Below are 13,244 nucleotides of genomic sequence, written 5' to 3'. Positions count from 1 at the left end.
TGCGGGTTAGAGGGTGACGTGGATTAGTCGCAGGCCGCACCGCTTGGCGAGCCGAAGGTGGGCGTTGCGCTCGTTAGCAGGCGTTGGCCTGGTGAAAGTCTCGACCACACACACGACCCAGAGGCGCGCGTCCCCTTCGGCATCAGCCGTGAGCGCCGCCCAAATGAGGTGTTTCAGATCCTTGGCGGCAGCCCAAGTTACAACAGTCTCGTCTTCTCCCCTGCGCGCGAGGATCCGAAGCGGCTTGGTACGGATGGTTGAGCGATCGCTCTCCCAATCCGTGCCCAGCGCCTTGCGCACCAGCTTCGAGGGAACGTCGTCAGCATCTTCGACCAAGTCGGCGTACTTGCCGACGCCGCTGAGGGAGCGACTCCATTCCTTCATCGGTCCGTCTTTGATCCACACACGAGTCTCGGGGTCAGACAAGTACTCTCTAAGCCTCCCGCCGACCTCCGCGTCGGCAACCCACTTTGCGTACTGAGCGGAGTGTTGTTGCGGTGTCAGCATTGCCCAGTCAAGCTCCTTAGCCTCGGCATAGAGCTTGCACACGACCTTTCGCTCAATCTCCTTTGGAATGCGCATCAGTCGAGCCCAACGGCGTTAGGGAACTGGAGCCGCACCTCGTCAGCGGCAGTTTCTAAGTCTGCGGCGTCCTTGATCCAGTAGTCGAGTAAGGAACCAGCGGTCTCGTCGTTGAAGCTGATGCGGGAGTCAGCCCCGAGCGGTAGATCCAGTTCCTCGATGTCCCCGCCACGAATCGCCGCCAGCGAACGCTTGAGATCGAGGCCGGCCGCGATGCGACGGACATCCGTAACGAAATCGAGGACCTTTAAGCGTTCCTTGCCGTCGCGGAGCCGGAGGCCCCGACCTAGCTGCTGTACGAAGATCCGCCGACTATGCGTTACGCGCAGGAAGGCGATGAGATTCACATCGGGGACGTCGACACCTTCGTTGAAAACATCGACGCACGTGATAATCGGCACACGACCCAGCCTAAAGGCATTGAGAAGCACCTGGCGCTGTTGAGGCGGCACGCCGCTGTGTAGGAATGCGGCCCGGCGCCAACTCTGGTCTGCACCAGCCAGAAGCGTAGCCATACGCTCCGCGTGCTCCATCGTCTGGCAGAACACGATGGCGCGTGGATCAGCGATGTCACGCCAGGCTTCGCGGAACTGATCAACGATTTCTTCGTCACGCTGCGGCAGAAAAAGGGCTCGGTTGAGTTCCTTGATCGAGTAGCCGTGCTCGCTGATGTGCCGCACGAAGTCCCAGTCCAAGTTGTCGACGTACATGCGGTAATCGACCTTGGCTAGGTAGCCGGCCGCCATACCCTCGGCGATGCCCATACTAAAGCACGGCTGACCGAACCGTGCGGTGATATCAAACTTGTCTCCACGCCACGGCGTCGCCGTAACACCGAACTGCTTGGCATCGGCGCAGGTGTCCAGCAACTTCGCGAACATTCCTGTCTCCCCAACATGGTGTGTCTCGTCGATCATGATCAGACTGGGCCGCCAATCCGTCCGAATCAGCCCTAGGGCCGAGTCCACCGTAGCGACGGTGACACCTTCGTAGGACGTTGGCTTTAGGTCACCCGTGAGCACTTGGGTGGGCACTGACTTGTCGAGGTGGCGCCAAAGCGCCTTCTCTAGCTGTTCTACGAGTTCCTTCATGTGGGCGACAACAAGGACCCGTGTTCCCGGATTCTTTTCAAGATGTCTCCGGATGACTTCGCCGCCGACGACAGTCTTGCCGAGCCCTGTAGCGAGCACCAGAAGGGATCGGGCATTGGCATCGAGATCGGCCTCGACGCGATCGGCGGCAGTCTCCTGGTATGAGCGAAGCGTGTAGGTCGTCGGCACACGACCGGGCATCTGGGCGAATATCTGCTCCAGTGTCGGCCCCGTCCACGCGTCGATTCGAATGCCGATCCTGCCGAGTGCCTTCCGGCGGGCCTCCGCTGTGGCGTTGAGCCGGCTGTTTGTCACCACCACAGCGTGGTCGGCAGCGTACCGTGAGCGAGCACGCTCGGCGTCATCCACGCCGGTGCGGTCGATCGCCCCTCGGCTCGAGTACTTGCACTGCATCACCCACTGTTGGCGGTCACGAACGGCGAGGATGTCAGCTCCCTCGTCGTTCGCTCCGTCGATGAGACGGACGTCAGTGAAGCCGAGGTGCCAAAGCGCCCTTTCAGTGGCATGGGTCAGGCCCCGCGGCCCGCCTGCAAGAAGTGATTCAGGCGACAGGAATCCGTTCATGACTGATCCGATGCCAGTTCGCGCTGCAACAGTTCGACGCTCAATCGTGTGCGCCGAAGCTGCGCGACGTTCGGGGACTGGAAGGTCAACAGCGTTGCGATGTCGTTCAAATAGCCGACAATTCGCGCGAGGCTCAGTCGACGCGAAGAGGCTGACGTGAGAGTTTGGTAGGCGCCTGAGAAGACTTTGCCTTCCATGAAGGCTTCCGGCCAACTCTCCAGTAGTTTCACAAGGTACAACGGTGGCGCGTAGAGGATGAACTGGCCGCTGCCGCCAAGCGTCGCCGTGAGCTTGTCGGCGCCATCTGCAATCAAAGCATTCTCGGTCGCCGTCTGCTCGTCAGGGTCTAGGAAGCCCAGCGCCCGCTGCGGATCCGAGGCGACGTTGTCCGCCATGCGCTGGCGCACCTCTGCCAGCAATTCGCTGGCTTGCGCGCGGATGACCTGGGGATCGACTGCAGTGTCTGGCATGCAGGCTGCACGAAGGCGCGATGCGATCTGGGAATGGCTCAGGTGGCTGTCCGCCTTGACTTTCAACGCCGCCGTGACCTCGGCGAGCAGTAGTTCCGCCGGTTCAATTCCGAGCTTCGTGAATGCATCGTGGGTCACATCGATAAGCGCGGTTGCGGTCCCGCCGGGGCCCTGAGCGAGCCACACGGGCGTTGGGTTGCCCTCTGAGTCCATGATTGCCTCGCTCACGGCGCGCGACTCAACCTTCATCTGGCCAAGCTCAGGGAGACCGAAATCGCGTGTCAGCTCTGGCACGAGGACGCCAGCGATGGTGTACCGCGTGAGTCGTTCCTGGACAGTTTCAGTCTTTGGAGGTGCTGGTGCGGGATCAGGGCTCGTCGCTGAAGTCTCGGCGTCTTCGTCCGGGCCCGGTACGACACCAAGCGCCGCAAGCACCGCCGCTTCATCGGCATCGTCCTTAACACCACCCGTCGCCTTCGCGAGTTTGGCCTCGGTGAGTCGCTGCTCGTGGGCTTGAACTTGATCCCACCACTTCTGATCTGTCTGGTACTCAGGGTCACCGGCCCAGAATTTTTGTGCCCACTGCCGGGTCTCTTCGTGAAGGGGGCGTGACCCGTCACCAGGGATAAGGCAGCGGATGCCGGCGGCATTGCGGCGGTAGCCCTTGTATAGGCGAGCGAGTGGCGAGGCGTTCGGGGCGTATCCGGCATTCTTGGCTTTCTCCGGCTGCAGTGGCGCCTCCCCGCGCAGATAGTCAACGGCAGCGCGCCATGCGCGGTCGCTGTACTCAAACGCCGTTTTGTCATAGTGAACCGGGACGTAGTCCAGGTGGATCTCGCCGATAAGTCGGCCACCTTGATTGGCAAGTTCAATGGGGTACTCGACTTCGACCGCCCCGGTGGGGTCGTTCGGGTTTCGCCAGTTGAACAGGCTCTTGTCGTATTGGAGGATCTTGCGACCGTTGCGCAGGAAGTCGATGCCGAAATCACGGCGGGCGAGATGCCGTTGCACGCCAAGCCAGCCGTGCAGTCGACGCTCGCGTTCGCGCAGTTGATCACTGCCGCACTGGTCGCAGGCTTCCTTGCCCGGGTTCTGCCAGTTGCCGCAGAGCTCACAAGCATCGGCGGGCTGGAACGTTTGATCGATCTCGATGTAAGCCGGAATTTTCTCTGAACTGGCGCCACTGCCGTAAATGATGGATCGATCTTCGCCCCAACGGCATGCCCGTCGCGGCTTCACTCTGTTGCCCTGCACCCAGAGTTCGAACGGACGATTGTCGAGCAGCCAGCCGTAGACCCTGCCGAGCGTTGTGCGTAGGTTCTCCGCGTTCCGTTGCAGCCATTCAGCCCGATCGCGATTCATGTTACTGACGATGATTTTCGTTCCGTGATCGCTTGGATCGTCCTTGGGCTCGGTGATGTCCGGAGCCTCGAAGTCGGCGCCGAGCTCGTCAAGATCGATCTCAACCCCGATCCATTCCGGGTCACCCTGTCGCGTCGTCAGAACGCGCGTGCGGCGACCCAAGCGGGCCGTACTGACGTTGAAGCCCATCCCGAACAGGCCCAGCTTGTCGAAGCGGTCGTTGCTCGACCAGCCGGCTTTGACTGCCTGCTCGAGGGTTTCACGGGTCATGCCGCGGCCGGTGTCTCGCACGACCACTTCGGCGCCCGAAAGCCCGGCGCCTGGCCCGGGGAGCGTCACACTCACCTTGAATCCGCCTGGCCAGCTCTGACCGGAATCGAGGATCTCCGTGAAGTCGTCAAACGCGTTATCGGCGAACTCAGCGATGCACTGCCACTCGTCGAACTCGATCTGGCCGAGCATGCGCAAGATCCGAGGGGAGGGGGTTATGTCCATCTAGCTGTCCGTCGCTTTCACGTTCGTTGTCGGATCGGAATGGTCAGAGCGGTGAGGATGAGGTTCTTGTTCGGAGCGGTGAAGCGTTTGAAGTACCTGGCGAGCCGTGCCATCAGGGTCAGCAAGGATGTCGCTGGCCCAGAGTCGCATTACGAGCCATCCACTCTCGGTCAACGCGCGGTCAACCTCGCGGTCTCGCCGGACGTTGTTCTCGATCTTGCGCACCCACCATTCAGTGCGATTGGGAAACAGGTCCGCCAGACTGTCCCGACCGCGGCGCTTCCACTCCGCAGGATTACCATGCCACATATCGCCATCGACAAACACCGCAACTTTGCGTGTACGAACGACAATGTCGGGACAGCCTATTACGTCTCGCGCATGTACACGGAACCGGCCGCCTTGGGCGTGCAATGCCCGGCGCAAAAGGAGTTCCGGCTTTGTGTTCTTAGAGTGGACAGCACCCATGATTCGACGTGTCACGGCGGGATCCCGCGTTGTTCGCGCTACCGATTCCGCAGCTGCGGTCCGTCTTGGCGTCATCGCCTAGCCAACGCTTCCGCGATCGCTCCGCCGAGCACGGAGCCGAGCAATACCGGGACGGCATTTCCGAGCTGGCGCATCTGCTCGCCCCGAGGACCTTCAAGCCTCCAGTCATCAGGGAAGGTCATAATTCGAGCTACCTCGCGCACTGTTAGGTAGCGGATGCTGCCATCATCCCTACGTAGAACGGATTCGCCACCGGGCACGCCATGGACGCCTGCTTTGACGGTCTTTGCTGGCTTATCCAACAGATTCGGTGTATGCCCCGGATATTCGCGGGCGCCTGGCCAGCCTATGTGATGGATGTAGCCAGGGGTCTCCTGGCGCTCGATCGGTTCCGGCAGATCGCTGATCGCGTCGCGCAACGTGCGCCATGGCTTTAAACCGTCTTCTGGAGGGATGACGCCAGGATGTTCCTTGATCGGCGCGTTCGGATGCCGTTGGGCGTACTCACCGCTTAACTGTGACCGCAGAAGTGCACCCGCGCTATGCGTCGGATCGGGAAACTTCCACGAGACGTTCAAGTCTTTCCGGAAGCCGACTAGAAGCACACGGAGTCTATTCTGCGGCACGCCGTAGTCCGCCGCGTTGACGAGTTGAAAGGCGATGTCATACCGCTCGGTGTCATGGCCTTCCGACCGCAATGCCTTGACCAGCCGACGGTCGTGGTCGACCCATGCCTCTCCCTCGACCCGTTGCTCGAACGGTGCCGCCAGCTCCCGACGAATGTAGTCCCAATAGGGCTCGAATGACGGCCGCAACAAACCGCGGACGTTCTCTGCCACTATTACTAGTGGCCGAGTTTCACGAACACACCGATTGAACTCTGGCCACAGATTCCGCTCATCGAGATGCCCCTTGTGGGCTCCACCGAGACTGAATGGCTGGCAGGGCACACCACCGGCAACAACGTCAACTTCGCCAGCAAAGGGAGCGAAATCGACGTCCTGAACTTTCCCCTCGACCAGTGGCCAGGCATCCGACAGCGTCGCGGGCGGAGCCTCATCTGGCACGAAGTCGATGGCCCGGTTTGCGCGGAGGGTCGCGCACGCGCGCTTGTTTGACTCGTTGACAAGAAGGTGGCGGAATCCTGCGGCGTGTAACGCCATGGCAAGCCCACCGCCACCAGAGAACAGCTCGATGGACGTACCGACGCCCCCGGAAGTAGGCATTGGGGCGAAGTCGGACATACCGCGACTTTACCTCAAGTGGCCCGCGAAACTTGAAGTGAATCGCCTACCTACAGAGCTGGTGATCTACGCAGAACTCCTTGGTACCTTCAACTTGCTCAGGCCGACGTTGCTCAGTCGTCAGGGGGATGGTTCGCACGATTTCCTAAGTGGGCTCGGGACCGATCCAACGTAATGCCGCTGTTTGCCTTCGATAGCTGCGCGAGTATCAAAAGTCTGACAGCAGAGGCACCCAGCGTCGGCGACAGCCGCAATTCCTGCCGGTTCTGGGCCGCCTCCTAGCTTGCGGTCTAAGTGTGTAGGACGAAAGCAAGCGCTGGGGCCCTGAGTCCCGCGGTTCGCATATCTGGGTGCCCCCAAGTCTGTTCTTTGCGCATTCACCCGGGACGTATACGTTTCAACTTGCACAACCGCTTCCGTTCCATGTGGGATGTTCGAAGCGCGCAGTAGTACAACGACTCAGTAGTACAACGACTCAATCGACTCTGCTGACCCAGATTCCGCAGAATTAGTCGAAAAATAGGGAGAACTGATGCCTCGTATCCAGGCGGGACCACGCAAGGTTGACTTTAATTCAGTCAAGAAGCTGATCAATCGAATGCACGCTGAGGAAGCCAGCGGAATAAAAATTTCAGCCCACGACAAAGATGTCCCCTCATGGCAGCGCAATGTGGTATGGACGCCCGAAGAGATGGGACTGCTTGCGCTCAGCATAATATGTAATTATCCAATCGGGCTCGTCATATTGTGGCGAAAGGGTGATGGCGTCCGCGTTCCAATTGATGGCCGTCAGCGGCTCACAGCAATTGAGCAATTCCATGGCGGCTTGGTAGCAATACCCGACCTTCCCGGCGTGCCGGATTCTTACAAGAATCGAAAGTATCGCCGGTTAAGCGGCGATGATCCAAAGTTTTTAGAATTGGAACTTTCTGATCGAGAGGAGTTTGATGATTACGAACCACAGATAGTCGAGTTTGAGAATATCGATGAGAGCACGGCCATGGACATTTTCATCAAACTGCAAGGGGGGAAGTCACTCACTAAAACAGAGGTTAGGTCTGCTCTGGGCGGCAAGGTGTGTGATTTTGTCACGGAACTTACGAGCTCTCCAACCTCTACAACCGATGATGATGAGGATGAGATTGAACCGGGTTCTCATCATCCATTCTTTCAACAGGTTAACGTACGAAATGTCCGAAAGGCCCATCGTAATCTCTGCGATGTACTGCTTCATGAAGATCTTTATCCGGGGACTGCAAAGCATTGGTCTGGTTTGGAGGCTCTATATCGGGAGAAGTCTGCTTCGCTGACAGCGCGGGAGAAGGAAGCATTTAGAACTCGCCTGGGTAAGTTCCAGCGTTCATGCTCGGTTGAGGTCGGGGGGCAAAGGCGAATATTGCCTCAATTAAGGAGTGCATTCTTGATCTTGACATTCTACCGAGCATGGAGAGAAGTTGAGGATGTTTATGCGAAGCAGCCTGGATACGATTTTGCAATGGTAGTGAGCGAATTTGAAACTCTTCGCATCGAGAATCCGAAGATTACTCCGTGGGTTAACTTCACTTCCGCGCTTAGTAATGCAGGATATGCGCAAAATCGAGCTAATGAACGGCATGACATTCTGATGACTTTCATTATGCATAGATACCCAAATTTGAAACCTAAGGACACGGCACGCGCTTTTGGTGAGGCGCAAAAGATTGCTATCTGGGAGCGTGCAGATCATCGGTGCGAACACAAGGTAAACGGAACACGCTGCGAAGCGCTATTTCCTGACTTCCGTGCAGCAGATGCGGACCACATCATCCGTTGGGTTGAAGGCGGGACGACCACGCTCGACAACGGTAGGCTCCTTTGTCAGCGTCACAACCGAGGGAAAGCCACGTAGGGTAAGCGTGGCGGACCGGAGGGCTTGAAGTGCGGACTTGCTCGAGTGTGCCACTGCGGACGCTTGTTAACCCTTACAGGAGGGGCAATCTTGGTCGCTACGCGCTACGCGCTCCACGCCGAGGCCAACACCGTCAAGGATCGATGAGTAGTGCCATGTCAGCCACGGCGGTCCCGTCGCGTGCGGGCCGGGAATCTCCGGCGTACCCGGTGAATCCTGCCGGCCCCCACGGATCCAGCCCAGGCAGGTTGATAAGCGACCGGTCCAGCCCAGCCCATGCCCTGTAGCCCACGGCACCGAGGTAATCCCGGCATCACCCAGGTTCAGTGAGCCAGCTTGGTTTCCAATCGACAGTGCCGATGCAGAGCGCGGAAACCGAGCTTGCACAGTGGATGTTGTGTACGCTGTCGGTGCCGGAAAGGAGCGGATTCCAGGCGAAGCGAGCGCGGGGGGAACGACTCACGATGAGGGCGTTGACGCCAAGTCGGGCCGCACTTGCCTGTTTCGAGGCGCCGATACAGAATGTCGTGGCCACGGTGACGGCGGGGCGCCTCGGGACAAGTGGACGCATTCAGGTCGACCTCGGTTTCGGTGCTGTGAGTGCGCGGGGATCTGTCGCGCGCGATGCTGACCGTGCTCTTGTGTCAACCGCGGATTGGCGCATTGAAGTGCTAAATATATAGGTGGTCGTGAACGCCGAGCTGAAATCAGCCCTAGAGCTGCCTCGCGGCCAAGGTGCATGCGGTTGTGCCGGCTGACCAGAAATCGGAGTTCATGAATGCCCCGTCTTGTTGAGTGCGAATCTATGGTGCTATCTAGGACGGTCGCAGCGTGAGCGATCCCAAATGGCAGCAGTTTATGGAGTTCGCCGCCAAATTCGTCGAGACGGTGGACCTGGACGCCGACGAGTACAACTACAAGCTCGCAGTGGCCGAGAAGCTTCGAAGGACTAGGGAGATTTTCCTTCAGCACAACAACGGATGGTTCGAGGCTCTTCGCAGAGACATCGCCTCGTCGAATCTCATGAACCAATACTTCATGATGCGTCTGATCGACGTTGGCCGAACCACACCAGACGAACTCTGGAAAGTGGTTGCTTTGCTGTGGGAAGGCAACGTGGATGCCCGTCGCATTGACGACTTCACAGCCGCGCTTCGCCCACACAATCAAGAGCAGTTCTCGGTTGGGGGGATAATCGGGTTTGCTTCACTCTTGCTTATGGGTCGAGACCCCCTTCGTTTCCCACCGTATCGAGCCCAAGCGGCGAAGAAGTTCCTCAAACTTGTGGGATGGGACAACAGAGGAGCCAATGGTGAACCAGCTCGCCGGTATGAACTTTTGCTGGAGGCGCTCGACGAAATCATTCGGCTGGCTCCTGAACATGGCATTGCGCTTCGCGACCGCTTGGACGCGCAGGGTCTGATGTGGACTGTCATGAATGTGGACCCGACGGATGATTGGAGTCCTGAAGATAGTGCCGCATTCCGGGCATGGAGGGGTGACAAAGTGAAGGCAGCATTCGTTGGGTCGGTGCAGGCCGAGACTCCGGCCCAGCTGATCATTAGACGCGGTCTCCGTGGCGAGCCTTCGCCCATGGACGGCCGCACGTACACCTGGACGCCGGAAGCGGCCAAGGATCTTGCTAATCGGAGCAAGAACACCGACGTCGGCCCGGGCTCGTTCATGGCCAAGCTGGAGCGCCAACTAGCGGGCGCCCCAAGGGAGACCATCCTTCTCGCAGCCGAACTGGTTTATCTCCAGGTATTCCCTCTGGAGAACGTTATGCCGTCAACGAAGATCGCCCGGGTGGAGAAAGTCCTATCGTGGGTGCCCGAGGCCGAGGCCGATGCCGAGTTGCCGGAGGTGCTCCGCCAAGGGCTTCAAGCTAAAGGCTCCTTCAACGGGGGAGTAGGCTTCAACATTCAAGTCGCAGACCACGTTGGTTGGCTCAGCCGCTTTGTGGAGCACGTTACGGAGCAGCCTGCGAGCGTAATCAACGTGGCTCTTGAGGACCCGTGGGCATTCATGGGACTGACGCAGGCGGTCACCAAGGACTGGCCAACAATCCGTTACTGCATCGACTTTCTGGCGTGGCCCGATCACCTGCAGCCTATAGTCAGCCGTGATCACCGGATCAAAATCCGCAACGCGTTCGCGGGAATTATCGGGGGGCCGAGCGGGGATTCCGATCTCGATATTGCCAAGGACCTGTTCGCCATACGGAAAGCACAGCAAGGCGACTCGGACGAGTTCATCGAATGGTACGACGAACCGTACCTTAGCGAGTGGCAGCCGTCTGATAATCCGGGGCGACGGGGCTGGCTGGTTCGCCAGAATCAGGGCGGCGTTGGGATGGTCGATTCCTGGTTCGGACATGACTTCGTCTCCCTCAGGGCGCAGCACCTCGGCTCACCTTCTCCTCGAAGCAATTTTGATGAGGTACAGGCCGCGGTAAATGCTGGATATCAGCACATCGACTATGCGGAACGTAAAGTCCGGGCCCAAGAGTTCTATCGATTCCTCAGCCAGATGAAGGTGGACGATTTCGTCCTGACAGCCTTCGAAAGCAACCTCTATCTGGGCGTTATCACCGGCGAAGCGGAGTACGTAGACGACGAGACGTCCCGTTTGCGTAGGCAAGTCACGTGGCGGCAGGAACCCATAGCCAATGATGATCTCCCGGCACCGATGCCGCGGTTGTTGGAGGAACAGGGGTCCGTCGTCGACCTTACGGATGCACTCTCCATCATCAGCGCGTGGTCCGCGGCCGAACCAGTGGTGGACGGCACCACACCAAAGATGACCGCACCGCCGCAGCCCGTCGTCGTACCTCAACTGCGCGAGGCGACCGCCGACCTCGCAACTAAACTGCATGTCGAGCGGGACGACATTAACGAAGTCATTCGGCTCCTACAAACACGTCAGCAGATTGTGTTCTACGGACCGCCGGGAACAGGCAAGACCTACTTGGCGGGAAAGATCGCACGGTTCCTTGCGGGGGAGGAGCACGGAGATCACGTCAAGACGGTACAGTTCCATCCTTCGTACGCGTACGAGGACTTCTTTGAGGGCTATCGTCCCGCGAAGTCCGACGGCGGGGATGTTGGCTTCCGCCTGGAACCCGGACCTTTGCGGCGAATCGCCGCAGAGGCTTCGCTGGACGGGAACCGTGACAAGCCGTATTTCCTGATCATCGATGAGATGAACCGCGGGAATCTGGCCAAGATCTTCGGTGAGCTGTATTTCCTGTTGGAGTACCGTGACCAAGGAATCAACCTGCAGTACAACCCGCACCAGACGTTCGTGCTGCCACCGAATCTGTTCATCATCGGCACGATGAATACGGCTGACCGCTCAATTGCCATGGTGGACGCCGCGATTCGACGCCGGTTCGCGTTTGTGGAGCTTCATCCGCAGGAAGGCATGATCTCGGGCATGCTCGAGCGCTTCCTGGAGACGACCGGGCAGCCGACTCTGCGTGCAGACCTGCTAAATGCACTGAACAGCGAGCTTGGTGACACGAAGCGCGACTTGATGATAGGACCTTCATACTTCATGAAGGAGCACGCGGAAACTGATCAGGGTCTGGCCGAGATCTGGAAGTACGAGTTGTTGCCGTTGCTCGAGGAACAATATTTCGGGCAAATGAGTCGGGACAAGATCCGTGAGAAGTTCGGCCTCGCCGCCATTCGGCGCAAGGCGAGCGGTGACGTCGGCCCGAATGCCGATGTTTCGGACCCTGGCAACGCGCGAGCCTAATGCCAACGCAGATCATCCTCGACGAGCTTCAGGGCTACCCGGAGCCCGTCGTGCTGGAACGCGAAGTAGCGGCCACCCTGCGGGATACGGGTTTGGTTACCGTTGTCCCGGCGCATAACGGTGCTTGGACAATTCTGCCTTCTGGCAAGGTTGGAGCCGTCCAGATCGATGACCTTCTGGTCAGGGTGAACCCTAAGGAAAAGGTAGGTCTCAGCAGGCTGCTCTTTTTGCTGGGCTACGCCGCCGATCCTGGGTTTAGGCCAGGCAACGTGGCTGCGGAAGAGGATAAGGATCTCTTTGCTGCGCTGGGTGAATCGCTTGCAAGGCACGGTGAACGGGCACTCGAACGAGGCCCTCTCAACGGCTACGTGCACATGGAAGAATCACTGCGAACAGTCAGAGGGCGCATTCGCGTCGGCGATCAGATGACCCGTCGGCCTGGGATGTTATTGCCACTAGAAGTGTCCTATGACGACTACACCTCGGACGTAGCGGAAAACCAGATTCTTCGTGCGGCCATTCGGATGATGCTCCATGTTCCGCGTTTGACTGAATCACTTGTTGCGCGACTTGCGCACTTGAATTCAAAACTCGACGGCGTTTCGGCCTTGAACCATGGGGCTCCGCTGCCGTCTTGGAGCGAATCTCGTATCAACGGGCATTACGTGCCGGCGTTGAGGTTGGCTGAGATCATCCTTCGGACCATGTCCGCCGAAGCTGGAATGGGTCACCGCGCAGTTGCGTCTTTTGTGGTGAACATGGCCACCGTGTTTGAGGACTTTGTTGCGACAGCGCTTAGGGAGGCGCTGGAGCCATACCCAGGGCTGACGGAGTCGCAATACGAAGCGTTCCTGGACGAAGCAGAGCCCGGGTATCCGAGCAGCGACAGAGTACGGATGTACGTGGACGTGGTGCACTCCGTTGGGGGACGGCCGGCGATGATCTTTGATGCCAAGTACAAGGCCGCATCTGCCGGTGGAGCTTATCCAAATGCGGACCATTACCAGATGCTGGCTTACTGCACGGCGCTTGGGGTGCCGCGTGCTTGGCTCGTTTACGCGGGCGCTGGAGAGCCGCGCGTACGCCGAGTACTGAATACGGGGGTGTCCGTGGTGGAGTTTCCGCTGGATCTTTCGCAGGAGCCGGAGGCTCTTCTAGTGCGTGTGCGTGAGCTAGCAGGACATGCTTATCGGAGCGAGTTCACCCTGGATGCTGCAGGCGGCGCCTAAGATTCTGCTAAGCCTTGAATGCGGCAGCTTTTGGTAGGAGCGGAGGACAG

At 59.0% G+C, this 13,244-nt stretch carries 8 protein-coding genes; 3 read left to right on the top strand and 5 right to left on the bottom strand.

Annotated features, from left to right (window positions below; genetic code table 11):
* Nucleotides 1-6 precede the first annotated feature (6 nt).
* The 5 genes from BLQ01_RS07760 to BLQ01_RS07740 are packed head-to-tail and all read right to left on the bottom strand — an operon-like array spanning nucleotide 7 to nucleotide 6,318.
* Nucleotides 7-582, bottom strand: coding sequence for a hypothetical protein (locus BLQ01_RS07760; protein WP_091550943.1), 576 nt, complete (start codon nucleotides 580-582; stop codon nucleotides 7-9).
* Nucleotides 582-2,258 (bottom strand): DEAD/DEAH box helicase, encoded by a 1,677-nt coding sequence (locus tag BLQ01_RS07755; RefSeq protein ID WP_091550941.1) that lies wholly within the window; start codon nucleotides 2,256-2,258, stop codon nucleotides 582-584. Before BLQ01_RS07755 ends, BLQ01_RS07760 begins: the two co-directional genes overlap by 1 nt.
* Nucleotides 2,255-4,552, bottom strand: a complete 2,298-nt coding sequence (locus BLQ01_RS07750; protein WP_217638355.1) for an ATP-binding protein — start codon at nucleotides 4,550-4,552, stop codon at nucleotides 2,255-2,257. Before BLQ01_RS07750 ends, BLQ01_RS07755 begins: the two co-directional genes overlap by 4 nt.
* 33 nt (nucleotides 4,553-4,585) lie before the next feature.
* Nucleotides 4,586-5,128, bottom strand: a complete 543-nt coding sequence (locus BLQ01_RS22860) for a very short patch repair endonuclease (protein ID WP_091550937.1) — start codon at nucleotides 5,126-5,128, stop codon at nucleotides 4,586-4,588.
* A complete protein-coding gene (locus BLQ01_RS07740) occupies nucleotides 5,125-6,318 on the bottom strand; it encodes a DNA cytosine methyltransferase (RefSeq protein WP_091550935.1) in 1,194 nt (397 codons plus the stop codon). The genes BLQ01_RS22860 and BLQ01_RS07740 overlap by 4 nt, the downstream gene beginning before the upstream one ends.
* 532 nt (nucleotides 6,319-6,850) lie before the next feature.
* Here BLQ01_RS07740 and BLQ01_RS07735 point away from each other — a divergent pair.
* The 3 genes from BLQ01_RS07735 to BLQ01_RS07720 all read left to right on the top strand — a co-directional run bounded on the left by BLQ01_RS07735 (nucleotide 6,851) and on the right by BLQ01_RS07720 (nucleotide 13,194).
* The gene (locus tag BLQ01_RS07735; protein ID WP_091550933.1) at nucleotides 6,851-8,206 is read left to right on the top strand and encodes a GmrSD restriction endonuclease domain-containing protein; all 1,356 of its coding nucleotides are present in this window, start codon (nucleotides 6,851-6,853) and stop codon (nucleotides 8,204-8,206) included.
* Between the two features lie 831 nt (nucleotides 8,207-9,037).
* On the top strand, nucleotides 9,038-11,965 hold the full coding sequence (locus BLQ01_RS07725) for an McrB family protein (protein WP_139183451.1): 2,928 nt from the start codon (nucleotides 9,038-9,040) through the stop codon (nucleotides 11,963-11,965).
* Nucleotides 11,965-13,194, top strand: coding sequence for an McrC family protein (locus tag BLQ01_RS07720; protein WP_091550924.1), 1,230 nt, complete (start codon nucleotides 11,965-11,967; stop codon nucleotides 13,192-13,194). The genes BLQ01_RS07725 and BLQ01_RS07720 overlap by 1 nt, the downstream gene beginning before the upstream one ends.
* Nucleotides 13,195-13,244: the final 50 nt, after the last annotated feature.

The sequence above is a fragment of the Arthrobacter sp. UNCCL28 genome, from assembly GCF_900102805.1.
GTDB lineage: Bacteria > Actinomycetota > Actinomycetes > Actinomycetales > Micrococcaceae > Arthrobacter > Arthrobacter nicotinovorans_A.
This window is presented reverse-complemented; position numbering and strand designations above follow the sequence as displayed.